Below are 22,344 nucleotides of genomic sequence, written 5' to 3' on the forward strand. Positions count from 1 at the left end.
CCATGCTCGGCTACGAGGACGTCCTCAACGCGGACCTGTCCGCGCTCAGCACCGCCGCCACCGACTGGGAGTCGATGGCGAAGAAGTACGAAGGCGTGCAGCACCGCCTGGAGAACGAGGTGCTGAGCGTCACCGGCGGCCAGAACCTGTGGATGGGCAGTGCGGCCGGCGCCGCCCACCAGCACGTACTGATCACCAAGCAGCAGAGCATCGACGCGCAGACCGAGGCCCGGGCGGTCTCGACGATCATCGCGGACGCGCACGCCGACTTCGAGGCCGCACAGAAGAAGCTCAAGGCCGCCGCCGCGGACGCCGCCGCCGACGGCATGAAGGTGACCGGCACCGGCCAGGCCGTCTTCGACACCAGCCAGTACAGCCAGGCCGAGCGCAACGCCATGCACCACGACCCCGGCTACATGGAGGAGCGCAGCTCCGCCGCCGGCAAGTGGACCCAGCAGATCAACGCCGCGCTCGCCGAGGCCACCGCGGCCGACGAGCGCGCCTCGCTGGCCCTCAAGCGCGCCTCCAAGGCCGGCGACCCCTTCAACACCTTCAACGGGCAGGCCATAGGCGGCGGTGACGCGGCCGACGGACGCCGCGCCGCCGACCTCGCCGAGAAGCTGAAGAAGGACGGCAAGCTGGAGCCGGGCGAGCTCGCCGAGCTCAACAACCTGATGAAGGCCAACGCGAACAACCCGCAGTACGGCCAGACCCTGCTCAACACGCTCGGCCCCGAGGGCACCCTCAAGCTCGCCGACCAGCTGGAGAAGATCGGCGGCGACCGGGACGCCAAGAACAAGGAGGGCTACGGCCAGCTCCAGACCAACCTTGCCAACACCGTCGCCGGCGCCACCCGTGACCCGAACAGCAAGTTCTACCAGGACTGGCGCAAGGGCATGAAGGACATCGGCGACAAGAACCTGGGGCGCAACACCTCGCCGGTGTACGGCTACCAGACGCTCGCCACCCTGATGTCCAAGGGCGACGCGCAGTACTCCAAGGAGTACCTGAACGACCTGGGCGCCGACATCATCGACGTCGAGAAGAAGCACCCGCAGATCTGGAGCCACCAGTTCGACGGCGAGCGCCAGGACCTCGTCACCGACCCGCTGGACGGCGTGCTCAAGCAGATGGGGAAGAACCCCGAGGCCGCCACCGGCTTCCTCGACCCGGACTCCCCCGGCGCCAAGGACCGTCTCGACTACCTGCTGCGCGACCGCAAGTGGCCCGAGAACTACATGAACACGCTCTACAGCGCGCCGATGAAGATGGACGACCCGTTCCAGCGGGCCGGCCTCGGCGCGGCCCTGGAGGCCGCCACCACCGGCGACCCGACCGGCACCACCCACAACGGCGGGGCGCACACCCCGGCCCAGGCCCGGGTCATGCAGGGCACCATCGACGCCCTCGACCAGGACAACAAGGGCCAGGAGATCCCCGACAACCTCCGCAAGCCGCTGGCCGGCGCGCTCTCCGACTACGTCGACGACACCCACGACATCCTCGGCGCGGAGCTCAGCACCGCCAAGCACAAGGACGGCGCCTGGGAGGAGGGCGGCAAGGGCCACCTCTCCGACGACAGCTCATCGCTCACCCGGGTGATGCGCGGCGTCTCGGACGACCCGGAGGCCTACGCCGCCCTGTACGAGGCCGAGAAGGCCAAGTCCGCCCAGGTCATCGGCGACCTCCCGGCCGACTCCGGCCGCCCCGACCACGACCGAACCGGGCCGACCGACCGCTCCGGCTCCGCGCTCGGCACCCTCGACGCCATCAGGAGCGACATCCTGCTGGACGAGCGGGACGACAAGAAGGAGTGGGCGGACAAGACCGGCGAGCTGGTCTCCAGCGGCGGCGGCCTGGCCACCGGCTACATCCCCGTCGTCGGCGACGTCGCGGGCAGCCTGGTCGACCTGGGCGTCAGCAACTGGTCCGACGGCGTGAAGGAGGAAGCCGTCGACAAGGCCAACAGCGAGGCCTCCAGCTCCCACGACGCCAACCTCAACCAGGGCACCCAGATGGTCATCGGGTGGGCCGAGCACAACGGCCTGGACCCGAAGAGCGAGCTGGCCAACGAGGTCAACACCAGCCTGCGCGACGGCCACGACCGCGGCTACAACGAGGCGATGATCGCCCTCGGCCGGCACGGATCGGCCGAGTGACGATGGCGCTCTCCCGTCGCCGGACGGCCTGGATCGCGCTCGCCGCCGTCCTGGCCGTCTCGGCCGGCGCCCTCCTCGCCTGGCGCCTGACCAACGTGTTCGGCCCCGACCGCCTCTGCGGCGGCGCGGTGTCCCGGGCCGACGCGCAGCAGCTCCTGGGCGCCGGGCGGATCACCGAATCCGGGTCCACGGCCCGTGCCGGGGACCCGACGGTCTCCTGCACGATCACCGCCCGGACGGGCCTGGGCGGCACCGCCCGGGCCCACGTCACGCTGCGCACCGAGCGCGCGGTCAGCCCCGGCATCGACCAGCAGGTCAGGACCGTGCCGCAGATGTCGCAGCTGGAGGGCGGCCGGCCGGGCGCGTTCTCCAACCGGACCGGCTGGGTGCTGCTGCCGGCCGGCTGCGTGCTGCCCGTCCCGGCGAAGGACCCGCTGCCGCTGAAGTCCCGGGGCGACGCGGACGTCCTGTGGGCCGACGTCTGGTTCTCGCCGGACGACGTCCTGCCGGAGAAGCGCCGCGCCGAGGAGCAGCCCGACACCGCCGCCCGGACGGCGCTGGCCCGAGTGGCCGACGGCCTGGCCGCCGCCGTCGGACGGCAGGCCGGGTGCGGCGACGCCGGCCCGGCCGGGGACCGGCTGGGCGACCCCGGCGGCGACGCCCGCGCCTCCGAGGACGGCAAGGCCTGCGGGCTGCCCGGACTCGGCCTCGGGAGTACCGCCGGGCGCACCACCCCGCTGCGCGAGCGGGTCAGCAGCGAGGGCGCGCCGGTCTGGATCTGCGGGGTGGACGACGGGCACCTGGTGTCGCCGGTGGTCAGCTTCACGGTGACCGCCGACCAGGCCTGGATCGGCGCGGCCGCCCTGGACACCGACCTGCGGGCCGCGCTGCCGGCCGGCTGGCGCGGTACCGGCGACACCGACGGCCCGATCCTGGTGCCGTGCGGCAAGGACACCCTCTACCTCGGGGTGTCGTACCTGGACAGCGCGCTGCGGGACGGCCGGGGCGAGGCCCGCAGCGAGCTGCCGAAGGACCTCTTCGCCCGGTTCGCCGACGCGGTGGCGGCCCAGCGGGGCTGCGAGCCGATCGCCCCGCGCTGACCGGTCGCGGCGGCCTGCGGGCCGCCGCACCGGCCGGCTCCGAACGCACCGCTGCCCGCCCGCCACTTCACGGGTGGCGGGCGGGCAGCGGTGTTCGGGCGGTGCGCTCGGGCGGGTCGTGACCCGGCCGGCAGCGGGTTCGCGCGGGTGTCAGGCGCCGATGGCGTGCAGGCCGCCGTCGACGTGGATGATCTCGCCGGTGGTCTTCGGGAACCAGTCCGACAGCAGCGCGACGACGCCGCGGCCGGCCGGCTCCGGGTCCGCGAGGTCCCACTTCAGCGGGGAGCGGGAGTCCCAGACCGCCGCCAGCTCCGAGAAGCCCGGGATGGACTTCGCGGCCATCGAGCCGATCGGGCCGGCCGAGACCAGGTTGCACCGGATGTTGCGGGGCCCGAGGTCACGGGCCATGTAGCGGGAGGTCGCCTCCAGCGCGGCCTTGGCCGGGCCCATCCAGTCGTACTGCGGCCAGGCGAACTGCGCGTCGAAGGTGAGGCCGACCACCGAGCCGCCGTCCTGCATCAGCGGGAGCAGCGCCGTCGTCAGCGACTTCAGCGAGAACGCGGAGACCTGCATGGCGGTCGCCACGGACTCCCACGGGGTGTTCAGGAAGTTGCCGCCGAGAGCGTCCTGCGGGGCGAAGCCGATCGAGTGGACGATGCCGTCCAGGGTCGGCAGGTGCTCGCGGACCTGGTCGGCGATGCCGGCCAGCTGCTCGTCGCTGGAGACGTCGAGCTCCAGGACCTTGACCGGCTTGGGCAGCTTGCGGGCGATCCGCTCGGTCAGGCTGGGCCGGGGAAAGGCGGTGAGGATGATCTCCGCGCCCTGCTCCTGGGCCAGCTTCGCGGTGTGGAAGGCGATGGAGGACTCCATCAGCACACCCGTGATCAGGATGCGCTTGCCCTCGAGAATTCCGCTCATGTGATCAGTGACCCATGCCCAATCCGCCGTCTACGGGAATGACGGCTCCGGTGATGTACGCGGCCTCGTCGGAGGCGAGGAACCGCACGGTGGTGGCGATCTCGGACGGGGCGGCGTACCGGCCGAGCGGCACCCCCGCGACGATCTCCTTACGGCGCTCGTCGCTGAGCACCGCGGTCATGTCGGTGTCCACGAAGCCCGGCGCCACCACGTTGACGGTGATGTTGCGCGGTCCGAGCTCACGGGCCAGCGAGCGGGCGAACCCGACCAGGCCGGCCTTGGACGCGGCGTAGTTGGCCTGGCCCGGCGATCCGCTCAGGCCGACCACCGAGGAGATCAGCACCACGCGGCCCTTGCGGGCCCGCATCATCAGCTTCGACGCGCGCTTGACCACCCGGAAGGCCCCGGTGAGGTTGGTGTCGACGACCGAGGTGAAGTCCTCCTCGGTCATCCGGAGCAGCAGGGTGTCCTTGGTGATGCCCGCGTTGGCGACCAGCACCTCGACCGCGCCGTGCTTGGCCTCGACCTCGCCGAAGGCGGCGTCGACCTGGGCGGTGTCGTCGATGTCGCAGCGGACCGCGAGCACGTCGTACTTCGCCAGGGCCTCGGGCACCTCACCCGAGCGGCTGGTGATGGCGACCTTGTCGCCCGCCTCGGCGAAGGCCTGGGCGATCGCGAGGCCGATGCCCCGGTTGCCTCCGGTGACGAGAACCGAGCGGCTCAACGATCCACCTCTCTCCGTAGTTGACCATGGGACCCGGTGGCCCGGGCGGTGTCCGCCCCTGCCGGCCAGGTCGTCCGCGTACGGCGAAACGCGCACGCAGTGTGACGCTATCGGCCGCGGGGAGGATGCGACGAATCGGGCTCCCACAGGTCCGTACCGGCTGAACTGTCGCGTTCCGACAATGGCACAGTGGAGGGCACGGTGGTCGGCCCGGCCGGGAACAACTCGGCAGGGTGTGCCCGTTGCCTTCTCGGTGCGGACATGCACGCGGACCACCAGGCGGGCAACCACGGGCCGCCCGCACCGATTTGGCACGGCCCGGTTGTCACAACGCCACCGCCCGACGACTCCCAGTGAAGGCAGAGCCCTGATGAGCGAGGCACAGCCCGGTACCACCGGCCGACGGGGACGACTGCTGGCCCTGGCCGCCCTGGCGGCGGGAGCGGGGGCGGCCGCCTGGTCGCTGCGCGACCTGCCGGCGGCCTTCGGGCGGCGCCCCGACGCCGAGCGGGAGGAGCGGGTCCGCAGCTCGCCCCAGTACCGGGACGGCGTCTTCCACAACGCCCCGTCCGCCCTGGCCCGGGACACCGCCCGGCCGGAGATCGACCGCGGCACCGTACGCCGGATGCTGTTCGAGCGCGAGGGCCGCACGCCGGTCCTCCCGGTGCCGACCGTCCGGACGGCGGGCGGGCCGCGGCAGGCCGCCGCCGGCGTCGAGATCACCTGGTACGGGCACGCCTCGGCGCTGGTCGAGATCGAGGGCACCCGGGTGCTGCTGGACCCGATCTGGAGCGACCGCTGCTCCCCCGCCGCGCACGTCGGCCCCAAGCGGCTGCACCCGGTGCCGGTGGAGCTGGAGGAGCTGCCGCCGGTCGACGCGGTGCTGATCTCGCACGACCACTACGACCACCTCGACATGGCGACCGTGAAGCGGCTGGTGCTCAGCCAGTCCGCGCCGTTCGCGGTGCCGCTCGGCATCGGCGGCCACCTGCGGCGCTGGGGTGTGCCGGAGCACCGGATCATCGAGCTGGACTGGGACGAGACCTGCACCCTGGGCGACCTGGTGCTCACCCTGACCTCCGCGCACCACTTCTCCGGCCGCGGCCTGACCCGCAACACCACCCTGTGGGGGTCCTGGGTGATCGCCGGTCCGACCCGCAAGGTGTTCTACACCGGCGACTCGGGCTACTTCGAGGGGTACAAGGCGATCGGCGAGCAGCACGGCCCGTTCGACGCCGCGCTGGTGCAGATCGGCGCGTACGACGAGGCCTGGTCTGACATCCACATGACGCCGGAGGACGCCGTCCTGGCGCACCGGGACCTCGACGCCGGGCTGCTCGTCCCGGTGCACTGGTGCACCTTCAACCTGGGGCTGCACCCGTGGGCGGAGCCGGTGGAGCGACTGCTGGCCGAGGCGAAGGCGCAGGCCGTGCCGCTGGCGGTGCCGCGCCCCGGCGAGCGGGTCGACGTGGACAACCCGCCGGAGCTGGACGGCTGGTGGGAGGGCCTGGCCTGACCGCCGGCCCGGCCTGACGGCCCGCTTCCCCGCTGCCCGGGTGCGCTCAGAGCCTGGCCGCGCGGCGCCCCTCCCCCCCTCGGGGCACGGGCGCCGCGCCGGGCCCGGGCGGCCCGGACGGCGTCGGCCCGGTGCGCGGCCCGGTCCGCCTCCTCCCAGCGCCCCACCGTGTGCAGGCGGTCGCTCAGTCCGTCCCAGGCCACCGCCCGGTCCTCGGGGTCGGCCTGCCGGGCACCCTGCCCGTCCAGCAGCGCCACCACGGCCCGCTGGGCGTCGACGGCCTCCTCGATCCGGCCGAGCGCGGCCAGGTACTCGGCCCGGAGGGCGCCGGCGTCGGCCAGCAGGGCCTCCCGGTGGCCGCCCGCGTCGGCGAGGGCGCGGCCCTCCAGGTGGAGGAGCTGGGCCCGGCGCGCGGCCCGGGCGCCCCGCAGCGGGCTGAACACCCGGGTCCACCGCTCGGCGACGCGGTACTGCTCGGCGATCTCCTGCGACGACCGGCCGGCCGACAGCCGGGTCATCATCGCGGCGTTGTAGGGCCGGGCGAGGTTGAGTGCCAGCAGAGCTGCCGCCAGGCCTCCGGCGCCCCACCGGAATCCGGTCACCGCCCAGTACCCGGCCAGTACCCGGCCAGCCCCAGCAGGCCCAGCAGGCCCAGCTGCGCCAGGCGCCCCGTGAACACGACAGCCGTCGCCCCCACCCCCCACGGGCCACTATCGGTGTCAACACATGCCCTCCGGAAGCCTCTTGAGGTAGCGGAAGGACCACCGGACGGATCCTCGCCACGGGGCGGCGCGGGCCAAATCTGCTGGCCGAATGCGGTGCGAGCGGCCATGATTCGATGCGGGCCTCCCTGACCGGACCGCCCCGCCCCCTTGCCGTCCCCGATCCAGGGAGCCCGATTGACCCCGATGCCCGCGACGACCGGTGCCGGTGCCCAGCACGGTCGCGCCGTCGATCCGCTCTTCCTCGCCCACCCCCTGCGCGCCCTGGCCGACGCGGCGCTCACCCGGGCTCGCGAACTAGGCGTCACACATGCCGACTTCCGCCTGGAGCGGGTTCGCAGCGCCTCCTGGCGGCTGCGGGACGCCCGGCCGGCCGGCACCACCGACAGCGTCCAGCTCGGCTTCGCCGTCCGGGTGCTGCTGGACGGCGCCTGGGGCTTCGCCGCCGGGGTGGACCTGACCACCGACGCGGTGGCCCGGGTCGCCGAGCAGGCGGTGGCGGTGGCCCGGCTCTCCGGCGGGATCAGCCGGGCCGCGGGCTCGAAGGACGTGGTCGAGCTGGCCGAGGAGCCGGTCTACCCGGACGCGACCTGGATCTCGTCGTACGAGGTGAACCCGTTCGAGGTGCCGGACGCGGAGAAGACGGCGCTGCTGGCCGACTGGAGCCGGCGGCTGCTGGCCGCCGACGGCGTCTCGCACGTCAGGGCGAGCCTGCTGACGGTGCAGGAGAACAAGTTCTACGCCGACACCGCGGGCACCATGACCACCCAACAGCGGATTCGGCTGCACCCCGAGGTGGAGGCCACCTCGGTCGACGGGCGGACCGGTGCCTTCGACTCGATGCGGACGCTGGCGCCGCCGGTCGGGCGGGGCTTCGAGTACCTGCGCGGCACCGGCTGGGACTGGGACGCCGAACTGGCCGAACTGCCCACGCTGCTGGCCGAGAAGATGAAGGCGCCGGGCGTCGAGGCCGGCGTGTACGACCTGGTGGTCGACCCGTCCAACCTCTGGCTGACCATCCACGAGTCGATCGGCCACGCCACCGAGCTGGACCGGGCGCTCGGCTACGAGGCCGCCTACGCGGGCACCTCCTTCGCCACCTTCGACAAGCTCGGCAGCCTGCGGTACGGCTCCGGCCTGATGCACGTCACCGGCGACCGGACGGCCGAGCACGGCCTGTCCACCATCGGCTACGACGACGAGGGGGTGGCCACCCAGTCCTGGGACCTGGTGAAGGACGGCGTCCTGACCGGCTACCAGCTGGACCGCGGCATGGCCGCGCTGAAGGGCCTCGGCCGCTCCAACGGCTGCGCGTTCGCGGACTCCCCCGCGCACGTGCCGGTGCAGCGGATGGCCAACGTCTCGCTGCAGCCGGCCGCGGACGGCCCGGACACCGCGGGCCTGTTCGAGGGCGTGGAGAAGGGTCTGTACATCGTCGGCGACCGCTCCTGGTCGATCGACATGCAGCGGTACAACTTCCAGTTCACCGGCCAGCGCGCCTACGCGATCCGGGGCGGCCGGCTCGCCGGCCAGGTGAAGGACTTCGCCTACCAGGCCACCACCACCGACTTCTGGGGCTCGATGGCCGCCGTCGGCGGCCCGCAGACCTACGTCCTGGGCGGGGCCTTCAACTGCGGCAAGGCGCAGCCGGGCCAGGCCGCTGCGGTCAGCCACGGCTGCCCGTCCGCGCTCTTCCGCAACGTCAACGTGCTCAACACCCAGCAGGAGGCGGGTCACTGATGGCCGCGATCCAACCCCACGAACTGGTCGAGCGGGCGCTCGGACTCTCCCGCGCCGACGGCTGCCTGGTGATCGCCGACGAGGAGTCGACCGCGAACCTGCGCTGGGCCGGGAACGCGCTGACCACCAACGGCGTCACCCGGGGCCGGCGGCTCACGGTGATCTCCACCGTCGACGGCGGGCAGGGCACCGCGTCCGGCGTGGTGGCCCGCGAGGCCGTCACGCTCGACGAGGTGGAGAGCCTGGTCCGGGCCTCCGAGGCGGCCGCCCGCGACGCCGGCCCGGCCGAGGACGCCCAGCCGCTGATCGCCGACCGGCCGTCCTCCCCCGACTTCACCGAGCCCCCGGCCGGGACCACGGTCGAGGTGTTCGCGGACTTCGCGCCCGCGCTGGGCGCCGCCTTCGCCCGGGCCGCCGCCCAGGGCGAGCTGCTGTACGGCTTCGCCCGCCACGAGGTGACCTCCAGCTACCTCGGTACCTCCACCGGCCTGCGGCTGCGGCACGACCAGCCGACCGGCACGGTCGAGCTGAACGCCAAGACCGCCGACCTCACCGGCTCCGCCTGGGCCGGCGCCGCCACCCGGGACTTCCGGGACGTGGACGTCACCGAGCTGCACCGCACCCTCACCGAGCGCCTCGCCTGGGGCGGGCGGCGGATCGACCTGCCGGCCGGCCGCTACGAGACGCTGCTGCCGCCCTCGGCCGTCGCCGACCTGATGGTCTACCTGAGCTGGTCGTCCGGCGGCCGGGACGCGGCCGAGGGCCGCACGGTCTTCTCCAAGCCGGGTGGCGGCACCCGGATCGGCGACAAGCTCGGCAAGCTGCCGCTGACGCTGCGCTCCGACCCGGCCGAGCCGGGGCTGGAGGCCGCGCCCTTCGTGCTCACCCACGCGACCGGCGGCGACTCCTCGGTGTTCGACAACGGCCTGCCGCTGGGCGCCACCGACTGGATCCGCGACGGCGAGCTGACCAACCTGCTCACCACCCGGCACTCGACCGGCCTGACCGGCCTGCCGCTCACCCCGGCCGTCGACAACCTGGTGCTGGAGAGCGGCGACCAGGCCGCCGCGCCGACGCTGGAGGAGATGATCGCCCGCACGGAGCGCGGGCTGCTGCTCACCTGCCTCTGGTACATCCGGGAGGTCGACCCGGCGACGCTGCTGCTCACCGGCCTCACCCGGGACGGCGTCTACCTGGTCGAGAACGGCGAGGTGGTCGCCGCCGTGAACAACTTCCGTTTCAACGAGTCGCCCGTGGACCTGCTCGGGCGGATCACCGAGGTGGGCCGCACCGAACGCTGCCTGCCGCGCGAGTGGGGCGACTGGTTCACCCGCGCCGCGATGCCGCCCGTCCGGGTGGCGGACTTCAACATGAGCTCCGTGAGCCAGGCCTCGTAGGAGCCCTGACCCGACAGGGACGATGGAAGAGTGGACGAGAAACGCACGGTCAAGACCTCCAAGATGCTCTCGCGCATCCTGCGGCACGATCCGGCCTCGGTGGGCGTCACGCTGGACGAGGCGGGCTGGGTCCGGGTGGACGTGCTGCTCGCCGCGCTGGCCCGGCACCGCCGGGCGGTGAGCCGCGCCGAGCTGGACCACGTGGTCGAGACGAACAACAAGCGCCGGTTCGCCTTCTCCGACGACGGCCTGTCGATCCGGGCCAGCCAGGGCCACTCGGTGGCGGTCGACCTCGGCCTGACCGCCACCGAGCCGCCCCCGGTGCTCTACCACGGCACCGCCGTCCGGACTTTGGAGGCGATCTTCCGGGACGGGCTGCTGCCGATGGCGCGCCAGGACGTCCACCTGTCCGCCGACACCGGGACGGCCGTCCGGGTCGGCTCCCGGCACGGGCGTCCGGCGGTGCTGGTGGTGGACGCCGCCGCAATGGCGGCGGCCGGGCACGAGTTCCGGGTCAGCGCCAACGGGGTCTGGCTGACGGACTCGGTGGCGCCGCGGTACCTGAGCAGGTCCGACGGCTGAGCACGAGCTGAGCTCCGCAGGCGGGGAAGGCCCCGGCCGGACCGGCCGGGGCCTTCCCCACCGGTACGACCGGCCGGGGGTGACGCCCGGGCGGTCAGTGCTGCTTGCGGCCCGCCCAGAGCGGCGCGACCGTCGCGATCACCACGATCGCCGCACCCAGCTGGAAGAGATGGCGCCACCAGTCGATCCCGCTGGTGTTCGCCACCCCGAAGACATGGGCCACGCCGTTCCCGATCATCGCGCCGATCATGCCGAGGATCATGGTGAGCCAGAGCGGGACGTCCTGCTTGCCCGGGATCAGCAGCCGGGCGATCACACCGAGGACCAGCCCTTCGATCAGTGCCGAGACGATTGCCCACATGCCAGCTCCCAGGGATCGGGGCCGCCGACGGCCGGTGGCGTTCCCCTTGCAGCTCACAGTCTTGGCGCCGTTCGGCCCAAGCGCACCCCGGACGGGCCGCCGCCCCGGCCCGGGCCCGGGCGCGGCGCGGCAGCCGGTTCCTCCCCCACTCTCCTGAAGGGCGCCGCCGCGGCGTACGGTGAGGAGGGCCGCACGGCGAGGCGTGCGGGTGCAGACGAAGGCGGTAGGACATGGGCAGGAGCGCCGGCGGCGGACCGGTCTTCCGGATCACCGGAGCGCGGAGCAGTCTCACCGAGGATGTCCGCGGGCGCCAGCGCCGCTACGTCATCTCGATGCTGGTCCGCACCCTCTGCGTACTGCTCGCAGTGATCATGTGGGACGTCCAGCGGTACGTCGCCTTCGTCGCGCTGGCCGGCGGCGTGCTGCTGCCGTACTTCGCGGTGCTGATCGCCAACGCCGGCCGGGAGCGGGCGCCCGGGCTGCCGAGCACCTTCGCCGTCCCGGCCGAGACTCCGCTGATGCTGGGACCGGGCGGAACGGGCGGCGGCGGGGCCGCACCGGCGGCACCCGGAGCCAAGGACGAGTGACTGTCCGTTTCCTCCGGATTGCCGATGTTTAGTCCGGCGGAAAGCTCAAACCACCCTCAGATTAATCATGAAAGAGCCCCCCGAAAGGGCTCTCAGCCGTGACATACTGCGTACGCGCTCCGCATCCCCCGTCGGAGCGACGGACCGACGCCGGGCGGCTCCCCCCGTGGCTGCCCGGCGTCGCCATGCCCGCACCCGGTCAGGTCGCACGCCATCAGGTCGCCCGCGGTACGACCGGGCCCGGCCGCGCCGGGGGGCGCCCGACGGGTGCGAGAGACTGGCGGTGCACACTCCCGCCCCTCCCCCGAGCCGGAGGGCCCCGACGCCACAGGACGGCCCGCGATGACCCCCCAGGACGACCAGCAGCCCTCACTCAGCCTCTTCGCCGGCGCGGCGGGGCAACCGGAGAGCCCGATCTGCTCGGGCAAGGGGTGCCGGGCCGCCGCCGTCTGGGTGCTGGTGTGGAACAACCCCAAGCTGCACACCCCGGACCGCCGCAAGACCTGGCTGGCCTGCGACGACCACCGCGAGCACCTCTCGCAGTTCCTGAGCGTGCGGGGGTTCCTCAAGGAGGTCCTGCCGTTCGCCGAGTGGACGGCGGCCCAGGCCCAGGCCGGAGCACAGTCGCAGCCGCACCCGCCGGCCGCACCCGCCGGGGCCTGACCGGATCGCCGCCGCTCCCGACCGGTCGCTCCCGGCCGGACCGGACCGGGGCTCCGGCCCTCAGCCGCCGATCGCCGACATCGGCCGTTCGGGCTGCAGGAACGCGGGGTCGTCGATGCCGGCCCCGGCCTTCTTGCCCCACATCGCGGCCTTCCACAGCGCGCCGATCTCGGCGTCCGCCGCACCGGAGCGCAGGGCGGTGCGCAGGTCCGTCTCCCCGGTGGCGAACAGGCAGTTGCGGACCTGGCCGTCGGCCGTCAGCCGGGTGCGGTCGCAGGCCCGGCAGAACGGCCGGGTGACCGAGGCGATCACCCCGACGCTCGCCGGCCCGCCGTCGACCAGCCAGCGCTCCGCCGGCGCGGCGCCGCGGTCGGCAGAGGGCTCCGCGGTGAGCTCGAAGGCCTCGGTGAGGCGGCCGAGGATCTCCTCGGCGGTGACCATCTGCGAGCGGTCCCAGCCGTGCTGGGCGTCCAGCGGCATCTGCTCGATGAACCGCAGTTCGTAGCCGCGCTCCAGGCACCAGCCGAGCAGGTCGGCCGCCTCGTGGTCGTTGACCCCGCGCATCAGGACGGCGTTCAGCTTCACCGGGTTCAGCCCGGCGGCCTCGGCGGCGGCCAGGCCCGCCAGCACGTCGTGGTGGCGGCGCCGGCGGGTCAGGCTGTGGAAGGTGTCCGGGTCCAGGGTGTCCAGCGAGACGTTCACCCGGTCCAGCCCGGCGGCCTGCAGGGCGGTGGCGGTGCGGGCCAGGCCGATGCCGTTGGTGGTGAGCGAGAGTTCCGGGCGGGGCGCCAGCTCCGCGCAGGCGGCGACGATGCCGACCAGCCCCGGGCGCAGCAGCGGCTCGCCGCCGGTGAAGCGGACCTCGCGGACACCGAGGTCGCGCACGGCGATGGTGACCAGCCGGACGATCTCCTCGTCGGTGAGCAGCTCCGGCTTGGCGAGCCACTGCAGGCCCTCCTCGGGCATGCAGTAGGTGCAGCGCAGGTTGCACCGATCGGTGAGGGAGACGCGCAGATCGACGGCCTGGCGGCCGAAGGTGTCGAGGAGCACGGTGGGCCCCTTCCCTGGAGTGCGGCCGGCCCGGCCGCCATCACGGCGGGCCGGGCCAGCTTAACCGCAGGGACCGCCACCGCCCGGTGGCGTCCGTCCGGTGGGAAAACTAGTGCGCGCCCAGTCCGGTGAGGGAGCGGACCTCCAGTTCAGCGTACTTCGCCGGGTCGGCGTCCTCCTTGGAGAGCAGGGTGCCGATCCAGCCGAGCAGGAAGCCGACCGGGATGGAGACCAGGCCGGGGTTCTCCAGCGGGAACCAGTGGAAGTCGGAGTGCGGCAGCAGCGAGGTGGGCTTGCCGGAGACCACGGTGGAGAAGACCACCAGCAGCACCGAGCTGAGCAGGCCGCCGTAGACCGAGCAGACCGCGCCCCTGGTGTTGAAGCGCTTCCAGAACAGCGAGTAGAGCAGGGTGGGCAGGTTCGCCGAGGCGGCCACCGCGAAGGCCAACGCGACCAGCGCGGCGGTGTTGAGCTTCTCGGCGAAGATGCTGAGCACGATGGCGACCGCGCCGATCGCGACCGCCGCGAGCTTGGCGGAGCGGACCTCCTCCTTCTCGGTGACCTTGCCGCGCCGGATCACGTTGGCGTACAGATCGTGGGCGAAGGAGGCCGAGGAGGCCAGGGTCAGCCCGGCCACCACGGCCAGGATGGTGGCGAACGCGACGGCCGAGATCACCGCGAGCAGCACGGCTCCGCCGGTCGAGCCGGCGCCGCCTCCGAGCTTCTCGGCCAGCAGCGGGGCGGCGGTGTTGCCGGCCGCGTTGGAGGCCTTGATCACCTTGGGGCCGACCAGCGCCGCGGCGCCGAAGCCCAGCGCCAGGGTCATCAGGTAGAAGCCGCCGATGATGCCGATCGCCCAGAGCACGGACTTGCGCGCGGCCCGGGCGGTCGGGACGGTGTAGAACCGCACCAGGATGTGCGGCAGGCCCGCGGTGCCCAGCACCAGGGCCAGGCCCAGGCTGAGGAAGTCGAGCTTGGTGGTGCCGGAGGCCCCGTACTTGAGGCCGGGCTCCAGGAAGGCGTTGGCCTTGCCGCTGGCGTCGGCGGCGGCGCCGAGCAGCGCCGAGATGTTGAAGTGGTACTTGGCGAGCACCAGGACGGTCATCAGCGCGGTGCCGGCGATCAGCAGCACCGCCTTGACGATCTGCACCCAGGTGGTGCCCTTCATACCGCCGATGGCGACGTAGACGACCATCAGCGCGCCGACCGCGACGATCGTCCAGCGCTTGGCGGCGCCGCCCTCGACGCCGAGCAGCAGGGCCACCAGGGAGCCCGCGCCGACCATCTGGGCGAGCAGGTAGAAGATCGACACCACGATGGTGGAGATGCCGGCGGCGGTCCGCACCGGCCGCTGGCGCATCCGGAAGGCCAGCACGTCGGCCATGGTGTAGCGGCCGGAGTTGCGCAGCGGCTCGGCCACCAGCAGCAGGGCGACCAGCCAGGCCACCAGGAAGCCGATGGAGTACAGGAAGCCGTCGTAGCCGAACAGCGCGATGGCGCCGGCGATGCCGAGGAAGGAGGCGGCGGACATGTAGTCGCCGGAGATGGCGAGGCCGTTCTGGAAGCCGGTGAAGCCGCGGCCGCCGGCGTAGAAGTCGGAGGCGTCCTTGGTCTGCCGGCCGGCCCAGACGGTGATGCCCAGGGTGGCGAGGACGAACAGGCCGAACAGCGTCATCGTCAGGCCGCGGTGCTCGGTCGCGGCGGTGGCCAGCTGACCGGCCGCCAGCCGGCCGGCGGCCGAGTGGGTGCTCATTCGGCGGCCTCCCGGGGCGCGTGGACGGTGGCGGCCTCGTACCGGGCCCGGATGTCCGTGGCCGGCGGGTCCAGCCGGCGGTCGGCGTAGCGGGCGTACCAGGCGGCGATCGCGAAGGTGGTGACGAACTGCAGCAGGCCCAGCACCAGCGCCACGTTGACGTGTCCGGCCACCTTGGTGGCCATGAAGGCCGGGGCGTAGCTGGAGAGCAGGACGTACAGCAGGTACCAGAGGATGAAGCCGATGGTGACGGGGAAGGCGAAACTCCGGAAGGAGCGGCGCAGTTCGCGGAACTCTGCGGTCTCCTCGATCCGTTGGACGGACGACTGCTCGGTGCTGGTCGGCGGCGGTGATTCCACTCGGTCTCTCCTGACTCCTTCGTCGGGGCGGTGCGCACGGTGGAACGACCGGACGTGAGGGGCGTCACAGTTCGGCTGTGCGCGGCTGATGTTAGGAGTGACCTACGGGTCGCGAGAAGAGAACGGGCACGATCAGCCGGATCTTCACCCAGGAGCGCTCGCCAATTGGCCGAAACACGTCAGCTTCGGACACACAGGATCGGGGTGGCCCCGGTCCCGGAGCCACCCCGATCCTGCGTGTCCCGCCCTGGTCTAGAAGGCGATCCGCACCTTCAGCGCCGACCGGTCGTCCATCGCCCGGTAGCCGTCCGGCACACCCTCCAGGCCGACCGTGCGGTCGAAGACCAGGCCCGGGTCGATCGCGCCGGAGAGCACGTCCGGCAGCAGCTCGGGGATGTACGCGCGGGCCGGGGCGACGCCGCCGCGCAGCGACACGTTGCGGCCGAACATCTGGCCGATGTCCACCCCCGCGCTGCCGCCGTGCGGCACGCCCACGTAGCCGACCGCGCCACCGTCGCGGGCGATCGAGATGGCGGTCCGCATGGACTCCTCGGTGCCGACCGCCTCCAGCACGGCGTGCGCGCCCTGACCGCCGGTCAGCTCCCGGACGGCCTCCACGGCCTCCTCGCCGCGCGCGGCGACCACGTCGGTGGCGCCGAACTTGCGGGCGATGTCGGTCCGGACCTGGTGCCGGCCCAGTGCGATGATCCGGCCCGCGCCGAGCCGGTGCGCGGCCAGCACGCCGCAGAGCCCGACCGCGCCGTCGCCGACCACCGCGACGGTGACGCCCGGCCGCACCCCGGCCGTGACGGCGGCGTGGTGCCCGGTCGCCATCACGTCGGAGAGGGCGAGCAGGCCGGGCAGCAGCTTCTCGTCCGAGGCGGCGTCCTTGGGCAGCTGGACGAGCGTGCCGTCGGCGAAGGGCACCCGGACGGCCTCGCCCTGCCCGCCGTCCGAACCCACCTGGCCCCAGAACCCGCCGTGCGGGCAGGAGGTCTGCAGGCCCTCGCGGCAGTAGTCGCAGGTACCGTCCGACCAGACGAAGGGGGCGACCACGAAGTCGCCGCGCCGGAAGTCGCGCACCTCGGAGCCGGTCTCCTCGACGATGCCGAGGAACTCGTGCCCGATCCGCTGACCGGCCACCCGGGCCGCGACACCGCGGTACGCCCACAGGTCGCTGCCGCAGATGCAGGCGTTGACCACCCGCACGACGGCGTCGGTGGGGTGCTGGATCACGGGGTCGGGCACCTCCTCGACCCGGATGTCGTTGGGGCCGTGGATCACGGTGGCGCGCATGGGGGACGTCCTTCGGGGAGGCTGCCGCCTGGGGTAGGGCGGCCGGAAAACGCTCGTCGGGGTGTCCGGCGAACACGCTCACCACTCTATTCCGGCGCCGCCGCTCGGACATTCGGACCATGGGGGCGCCGCGCGGCCCTTATTCTGGTTGACCATGCACGCGATCCAGTCACCGACGAACCACGCCCCGTGGACGCTCCCCGTCCCGGCGCAGCGCTCCGCCGCCCCCGCCGAGGGCTTCGCGGTGGTGGACGTCGAGACCACCGGCCTCGGCCGCTCGGACCGCGTCATCTCCGCCGGCGTCTACCAGTTGGACGCCGAGGGCGAGGTCACCGACCAGTGGTACACCCTGGTCAACCCCGAGCGCGATCCCGGGCCGGTCTGGATCCACGGCCTGACCAGCGCCGTGCTCAAGGACGCGCCGACCTTCCCGCAGATCGCCGGTGAGCTGGCCGAGCGGCTGCGCGGGCGGGTGATGGTCGCGCACAACGCGCTCTTCGACTGGAACATGATCTCCCGCGAGTACTCCCGGGCCGGCCTGCGCGCCCCGGTCGACCAGCGGCTCTGCACCATGGTGCTCTCCCGGGACCTCCGACTGCCACTGCCCAACGGCAAGCTCGCCTCGCTCGCCGAATACTTCGGGGTCCAGCAGCGGCAGGCCCACAACGCGCTGGACGACGCCCGGGTGCTCGCCGAGGCCTTCCGGCCGAGCCTGCACCTGGCCCGCCAGGGCGGCGTGCCGCTGCCGCTGCAGGCCTGCGTGGCCGTCACCGACCTCGGCGAGGAGGAGCCGCAGACCCCCGGCCGCAGCTCCTGGAGCGGCTCCTCGTACCGCGCGGCGAAGAAGCGCCCGCCGTGCCCGTACCCGAACCCGGGGCGCTGGCAGGACGGCAAGCCGCTGGTGCAGGGCATGCGGGTGGCGATCACCGGTGACACCGCCACCGACCGCGAGGTGCTGGAGGACCGCGCGGTGGAGGCGGGCCTGCACATCGCGACCTCGGTGAGCCGGCTCACCAGCCTGCTGGTGACCAACGAGCCGGGCAGTTGGAGCGGCAAGGCCCGCAAGGCCCGCGACCTGGGCACGCCGGTGGTCGGCGAGGATGCCTTCCTCCAGCTGCTGCGCGAGGTCGCGCCGCACCCCGGGGCCTGACCGACCCCCGGTGTCGGGCGGCCGGACGCGGTGGGCGTACCGTGCCGGTGTGTACCGTTTTCTGCTCTCCCGGCGCTGGGTGATCACCGTCCTGATCGCCCTGCTGCTGATCCCCACCACGATCAAGCTGGGTTTCTGGCAGCTGCACCGGCACGAGGCGCGGGTGGCCCGCAACGAGCTGATCGCACACGCGCTGACCGCCGAGCCCGTCCCGTTCGACTCGCTGAGCGGGCCCGGCCGCGCCGTCCCCAAGGACCTCACCTGGCGGGCGGTCACCGCGACCGGGCAGTACGACACGGCGCACGAGTTCGTGGTCCGCAAGCGCACGGACGCCGGCGGGGACAACATCGGCTACTTCGTGATCACCCCGCTCCGGCTCGCCGACGGCGCCGGCGAGGTGCTGGTCAACCGCGGCTGGACGGCCTCCGGGGACTCCGCCGCCGCCTACCCGGACGTCCCGGCCGCGCCCTCGGGCGAGGTCACCCTGACCGGGCGGATGCGCGCGGACGAGACCGCCGCGGGCAGCGGGATCCGCGACCGCGGCGGCCTGCCGGACCGCCAGTTCAACCTGATCAACAGCGCCCAGCAGGGCGAGCGCACCGGGGCCGCCGTACTCCCCGGCTACCTGGAGCTGACCGCCACCGCGCCGGCCCCGGCGAGCCAGCCCGAGCTGCTGCCCGAGCCCAACCACTCCGACATCGGCCCGCACATGGCGTACGCCGTCCAGTGGTGGCTGTTCACCGCGATGATCCCGGTCGGGGTCTGGGTGCTGGTCCGCCGCGAGGCCAAGGACCGGGCCCGGGAGGCCGCCGCCGCGACCGCCGAGGCCGGCGCCGGGCCCGAGCCGGTGCCCGCGGCCCGCTGAACTCCGGGCCGTTCCCCCGGGCCGCCCGCTCCGCCGGTCGGCCGCTCCCCCGCGGCGGCCGTTCCCCGCACCGGTTCGGAGCCCGGTTCAGAGCACGGCGGCCAGCTCGCGCAGCAGCCTGGCCTTGGCCCGCGCCCCGACCACCGACATCACCGGCTCCCCGTCCCGGAAGACCATCAGCGTCGGCATCGACAGCACCGCGTACGCCGCCTGCGTCCCGGGGTTGGTGTCCACGTCCAGCTGCACCACCTTGAGCTGCCCGGCGAGCTCCACCGCGACCTCGGCCAGCACCGGTGCGACCATCCGGCACGGCGGGCACCAGTCGGCCGTGAACTTCACCAGGACGGGCCCCTCGGCCCCGAGCACCTCCGCGGCGAACGACTCGTCGGTGACGGACGCCACCGTGGTCATGACCGTGTCCCCTGCTACCTGCGCCATCCTGTTCTCCCTCTCCTCGACGGCGGCCGCCCGGCCGCCCGCTTCCCGCCGCACCGGCCCGTCGTCGGGCCGGCATCCCCGAACCCGGCCCGCGCGCGGGCCGGTTCCTCCTCGCGCGCCTGTTCCTACTCGTGCGCCAGTTCGCAGCGCGGCGGCGGCCCGGCGGCGGCCTCGTCCGCCAGTTCGGCCCGGGACCACTCCGCCCGGCTCAGCTGTTCCCCGACCTGCGCGCGGACGGCTCGCAGCCGCTCGATGCACTCGTCCAGCTCGGCGAGCTTGCGCCGGTACACCTCCAGCGAGGCCGGGCAGGTGTCGCCCGCCGGATGCCCCGCCTGCAGGCACTCCACGAACGGCCGGGTCTCCTCGAGCCCGAAGCCGAAGTCCTGCAACAGCCGGATCTGCTGCAGCAGCCGCAGATCGTCCTCCCCGTACGCCCGGTACCCGTTGCCGCTGCGCCGGGCCGGCAGCAGCCCGCGCGACTCGTAGTACCGAAGCGTCCGGGTGGTCGTCCCCGCCCGCCTGGCCAGCTCACCGATCCGCATGCCCGTGCTCCCTCCGGCCGCGCCGTGCCGCCGTAACCGACGGTAGACCTTGACCCTGGCGTCAACGCCAGCCCCACCCGGCGGACACCCGCGCCCCAGGGCCCGGCGGCGGCCGGGCCGACCCGCGGCACGTCTCACCCGGAAGGCCCCCGGGCCCGCTCCGGGCGGGGGAGAATACCGTCCATGGATCTTGGACTGCAGAACAAGGTGTACGTGGTCACCGGCGCCACCCGCGGGCTCGGCTTCGCCGCCGCCCGGGAGCTCGCCGCCGACGGTGCCCGGGTGGTGGTCAGCGGCCGCTCCCAGGCCTCGGTGGACGCGGCGGTGGCCGAGCTCGGCGGCGAGGGGCACGCGCACGGCGTGGTGGCGGACAACGCCGACCCCACCGCCGCGGCCCGGCTGGTGGAGGCCGCCCAGGAGGCCTTCGGGCGGCTGGACGGCGTCCTGATCAGCGTGGGCGGCCCGAAGGCCGGCCCGGTGGTGCTGGCCGAGGACGACACCTGGCGGGCGGCCTTCGAGTCGGTGTTCCTCGGCGCCCTGCGGATCGCCCGCGCGGCCGCTGCGGAGCTGGCCGAGGGCGGGGTGATCGGCTTCGTGCTGTCCGGCTCCGTCCGCGAGCCGATCTCCGGACTCGGTGTCTCCAACGGGCTGCGGCCCGGGCTGGCGATGGCGGCGAAGTCGCTGGCGGACGAGCTGGGCCCGCGGGGGATCCGGGTGGTCGGCCTGCTGCCCGCGCGGATCGACACCGACCGGGTGCGCGAGCTGGACGCGCTCAGCGGGGACGCCGAGACGGCCCGGGCACGCGCCAGCGCCGCGATCCCGCTCGGCCGTTACGGGACGGCCGAGGAGTTCGGCAAGGTCGCGGCCTTCCTGCTGTCCCCCGCCGCCTCGTACCTGACCGGCGTGATGATCCCGGTGGACGGCGGGGCCCTGCGCGGACTCTGACCCGTCGCCGGACGCCCGGGTGCTCAGATCACCCGGGGGTGCTTGGGGGTGGCGGCCGGCTTCCTGGCCGCCACCCGCAGCCGCAGCCGGGCCGGCAGGGCGGCCAGCGCGAGGCTGCTCCTGGCCTGATCCAACGGGCCCGCGTCGAAGCCCTCGACCAGGGCCGCCGGGTCGCCGCCCGGCGAGAGCAGCACGACGCCGTGGACGGTCAGCCGCTCCGTCCGGCGGCCCACCACCTTCATCCGCGCCCGCTGGACGCCCGGCAGACCGTCGGTGCCCGACTCCAGGGCCTCCTCCAGGGCCTTGGTGCGCAGCCGGAGCCGCAGCCCGGTGCCCGCGGGGGTGGGCAGCGCCAGGCTGCTCGGCGCCGGCCGGCGGAACTGGGCGACGAGCCACCAGAGCCCCAGCAGCACGATCAGCGACAGGCCGCCGATCACCACCGGCCACCACCAGCTCCGGTCGGTCCAGCGGGTCCGGGAGGCGTCGCTGAGCAACGGCTGGTCGGGCGAGGTGAGCGGCCACCAGTGCGGCATGTCGAGGCCGAGGTGGCGGTAGAGGTCGAGCCCGCCGGCCAGCACCAGCAGGCCGACCGCGAGCAGCAGTACGCCGGCCACGGCCAGCACCACCCGGTTGACGCCGGAGCGGCTCATCGGGTTCGTCCTCCCGTCCGGGGTGTCCCCGCGCCGATCCTGCTGGTCAGGACCTCCAGCCGGAGCGGTCGGGCCAGGGTGATCCGGTCCAGCTCGGCGATCAGGTCGCGCTGGACGGCCGCCGGGTCGGCCGGTCCCTCGATGGTGACCCGGGCCCGCCGGCGGTTGATCCGGACGGTGGTGCGCTCCACCCCGGGCACCTCGTCGGCCCGCGCCACCAGCAGGGCACCGACCCCGGCCCGGTCGATCATGGCGTCGGTGCCGGCCGCGGGCAGCAGCGAGAGCCAGCGCCGGAGCCCGGGGGCGAAGGCCAGCCGGAGGAGCCAGCCGCCCAGCAGGACGGCGGCGCCGGCGCCGAGCAGCACCCACAGGTCGTCCAGGTGGCGGGTGGCCAGCTGGTCGGCGAGTTCCGTCCGCCAGTACGCCGCCCGGTAGCCGGCCCGGACCGCGATGACGTCGTAGAGCAGCGGGCCGCAGACGGCGAGCGCGGCCACCACGACCACCGCGGTGGCGGCCGTCCGCGGGGCACGCTCGCGGCGGACCCGGACGGCCGGGGCGGCTCCGGGGGCCGTGCGCCGCCCGGCCCGGTCACCCGGCCCGGGCTCGGGCGCGGGCTCCGCTCCTGGCTCCGGCCGGTACGGGGAGCCGGACGGCGGCCCCGGCGGCGGCCCGCCCAGGGACGAGGCGGTCGCTCCCGTACCCGAACCGGCGCCGGCCGCCGGCGCCGTGCCGTCGGCGGAGGGTTCGCCGGCGGCGGGCCGGTCCTCCGACCCGCCGGGCGGCTCCTGCTGCGGTCCGGTCATCGCGGCCGCCTCCCCACCAGGTGG

At 73.8% G+C, this 22,344-nt stretch carries 22 protein-coding genes; 11 read left to right on the forward strand and 11 right to left on the reverse strand.

The window, feature by feature from the left end:
• The first annotated feature begins 2 nt into the window (after window positions 1-2).
• A complete protein-coding gene (locus OG689_RS12825; protein WP_266320236.1) occupies window positions 3-2,159 on the forward strand; it encodes a DUF6571 family protein in 2,157 nt (718 codons plus the stop codon).
• Window positions 2,156-3,259, forward strand: coding sequence for a hypothetical protein (locus tag OG689_RS12830; protein WP_266320237.1), 1,104 nt, complete (start codon window positions 2,156-2,158; stop codon window positions 3,257-3,259). Before OG689_RS12825 ends, OG689_RS12830 begins: the two co-directional genes overlap by 4 nt.
• A 150-nt stretch (window positions 3,260-3,409) precedes the next feature.
• On the opposite strand, the gene fabI is transcribed toward OG689_RS12830, so the two are convergent.
• Both fabI and fabG read right to left on the reverse strand, forming a co-directional pair.
• Entirely contained in the window at window positions 3,410-4,177 is a 768-nt protein-coding gene (gene fabI / locus OG689_RS12835; RefSeq protein WP_266320238.1) for an enoyl-ACP reductase FabI, read from the reverse strand.
• 4 nt (window positions 4,178-4,181) lie between these two features.
• Window positions 4,182-4,901 carry a 3-oxoacyl-[acyl-carrier-protein] reductase gene (gene fabG / locus OG689_RS12840; RefSeq protein WP_266320239.1) on the reverse strand — a complete coding sequence of 240 codons (720 nt, stop codon included), beginning with the start codon at window positions 4,899-4,901 and terminating at the stop codon, window positions 4,182-4,184.
• Window positions 4,902-5,271: 370 nt separating this feature from the next.
• Between fabG and OG689_RS12845 the strand changes: the two genes are divergently transcribed.
• The 4 genes from OG689_RS12845 to OG689_RS12860 all read left to right on the forward strand — a co-directional run bounded on the left by OG689_RS12845 (window position 5,272) and on the right by OG689_RS12860 (window position 10,858).
• Window positions 5,272-6,417 carry an MBL fold metallo-hydrolase gene (locus tag OG689_RS12845; RefSeq protein ID WP_266320240.1) on the forward strand — a complete coding sequence of 382 codons (1,146 nt, stop codon included), beginning with the start codon at window positions 5,272-5,274 and terminating at the stop codon, window positions 6,415-6,417.
• Between the two features lie 908 nt (window positions 6,418-7,325).
• Window positions 7,326-8,879 carry a TldD/PmbA family protein gene (locus OG689_RS12850; protein WP_266320241.1) on the forward strand — a complete coding sequence of 518 codons (1,554 nt, stop codon included), beginning with the start codon at window positions 7,326-7,328 and terminating at the stop codon, window positions 8,877-8,879.
• Window positions 8,879-10,276 (forward strand): metallopeptidase TldD-related protein, encoded by a 1,398-nt coding sequence (locus OG689_RS12855; protein ID WP_266320242.1) that lies wholly within the window; start codon window positions 8,879-8,881, stop codon window positions 10,274-10,276. The genes OG689_RS12850 and OG689_RS12855 overlap by 1 nt, the downstream gene beginning before the upstream one ends.
• A gap of 30 nt (window positions 10,277-10,306) precedes the next feature.
• Entirely contained in the window at window positions 10,307-10,858 is a 552-nt protein-coding gene (locus OG689_RS12860) for an RNA 2'-phosphotransferase (RefSeq protein WP_266320243.1), read from the forward strand.
• Window positions 10,859-10,952: 94 nt separating this feature from the next.
• On the opposite strand, the gene OG689_RS12865 is transcribed toward OG689_RS12860, so the two are convergent.
• Entirely contained in the window at window positions 10,953-11,219 is a 267-nt protein-coding gene (locus OG689_RS12865; RefSeq protein WP_266320245.1) for a GlsB/YeaQ/YmgE family stress response membrane protein, read from the reverse strand.
• Between the two features lie 230 nt (window positions 11,220-11,449).
• On the opposite strand from OG689_RS12865, the gene OG689_RS12870 reads away from it, so the two are divergent.
• Together OG689_RS12870 and OG689_RS12875 are read left to right on the forward strand one after the other, a co-directional pair.
• Window positions 11,450-11,806, forward strand: coding sequence for a DUF3099 domain-containing protein (locus tag OG689_RS12870; RefSeq protein WP_266320246.1), 357 nt, complete (start codon window positions 11,450-11,452; stop codon window positions 11,804-11,806).
• Between the two features lie 342 nt (window positions 11,807-12,148).
• A complete protein-coding gene (locus tag OG689_RS12875; protein ID WP_266320248.1) occupies window positions 12,149-12,469 on the forward strand; it encodes a hypothetical protein in 321 nt (106 codons plus the stop codon).
• Between the two features lie 60 nt (window positions 12,470-12,529).
• On the opposite strand, the gene moaA is transcribed toward OG689_RS12875, so the two are convergent.
• The 4 genes from moaA to OG689_RS12895 form a co-directional block, all read right to left on the reverse strand.
• Window positions 12,530-13,519, reverse strand: a complete 990-nt coding sequence (gene moaA, locus OG689_RS12880; protein ID WP_266320249.1) for a GTP 3',8-cyclase MoaA — start codon at window positions 13,517-13,519, stop codon at window positions 12,530-12,532.
• Between the two features lie 109 nt (window positions 13,520-13,628).
• On the reverse strand, window positions 13,629-15,272 hold the full coding sequence (locus tag OG689_RS12885) for a cation acetate symporter (protein WP_266320250.1): 1,644 nt from the start codon (window positions 15,270-15,272) through the stop codon (window positions 13,629-13,631).
• Window positions 15,269-15,631 carry a DUF485 domain-containing protein gene (locus OG689_RS12890; protein WP_266320251.1) on the reverse strand — a complete coding sequence of 121 codons (363 nt, stop codon included), beginning with the start codon at window positions 15,629-15,631 and terminating at the stop codon, window positions 15,269-15,271. The genes OG689_RS12885 and OG689_RS12890 overlap by 4 nt, the downstream gene beginning before the upstream one ends.
• Window positions 15,632-15,883: 252 nt before the next feature.
• Window positions 15,884-16,927: a zinc-dependent alcohol dehydrogenase family protein gene (locus tag OG689_RS12895; protein WP_266320252.1), complete on the reverse strand. Its 1,044-nt coding sequence runs from the start codon at window positions 16,925-16,927 to the stop codon at window positions 15,884-15,886.
• Between the two features lie 154 nt (window positions 16,928-17,081).
• Between OG689_RS12895 and OG689_RS12900 the strand changes: the two genes are divergently transcribed.
• A complete protein-coding gene (locus OG689_RS12900; protein ID WP_266320253.1) occupies window positions 17,082-18,077 on the forward strand; it encodes a DEDDh family exonuclease in 996 nt (331 codons plus the stop codon).
• Between the two features lie 49 nt (window positions 18,078-18,126).
• Window positions 18,127-18,942: an SURF1 family protein gene (locus OG689_RS12905; RefSeq protein WP_266320255.1), complete on the forward strand. Its 816-nt coding sequence runs from the start codon at window positions 18,127-18,129 to the stop codon at window positions 18,940-18,942.
• 87 nt (window positions 18,943-19,029) lie between these two features.
• On the opposite strand, the gene trxA is transcribed toward OG689_RS12905, so the two are convergent.
• Window positions 19,030-19,380: a thioredoxin gene (trxA, locus tag OG689_RS12910; RefSeq protein WP_323189281.1), complete on the reverse strand. Its 351-nt coding sequence runs from the start codon at window positions 19,378-19,380 to the stop codon at window positions 19,030-19,032.
• A 125-nt stretch (window positions 19,381-19,505) separates the two neighbouring features.
• Entirely contained in the window at window positions 19,506-19,922 is a 417-nt protein-coding gene (locus OG689_RS12915) for a MerR family transcriptional regulator (RefSeq protein WP_266320257.1), read from the reverse strand.
• 183 nt (window positions 19,923-20,105) lie between these two features.
• On the opposite strand from OG689_RS12915, the gene OG689_RS12920 reads away from it, so the two are divergent.
• A complete protein-coding gene (locus OG689_RS12920) occupies window positions 20,106-20,867 on the forward strand; it encodes an SDR family oxidoreductase (RefSeq protein WP_266320259.1) in 762 nt (253 codons plus the stop codon).
• 23 nt (window positions 20,868-20,890) lie between these two features.
• Here the strand turns inward: OG689_RS12920 and OG689_RS12925 are convergent, their stop codons facing one another.
• Together OG689_RS12925 and OG689_RS12930 are read right to left on the reverse strand one after the other, a co-directional pair.
• Window positions 20,891-21,517 carry an alkaline shock response membrane anchor protein AmaP gene (locus OG689_RS12925; protein ID WP_266320260.1) on the reverse strand — a complete coding sequence of 209 codons (627 nt, stop codon included), beginning with the start codon at window positions 21,515-21,517 and terminating at the stop codon, window positions 20,891-20,893.
• Window positions 21,514-22,320: a DUF6286 domain-containing protein gene (locus OG689_RS12930; protein ID WP_266320261.1), complete on the reverse strand. Its 807-nt coding sequence runs from the start codon at window positions 22,318-22,320 to the stop codon at window positions 21,514-21,516. Before OG689_RS12930 ends, OG689_RS12925 begins: the two co-directional genes overlap by 4 nt.
• Between the last annotated feature and the right edge of the window lie 24 nt (window positions 22,321-22,344).

Source organism: Kitasatospora sp. NBC_00240 (genome assembly GCF_026342405.1).
Taxonomy (GTDB): Bacteria; Actinomycetota; Actinomycetes; order Streptomycetales; family Streptomycetaceae; genus Kitasatospora.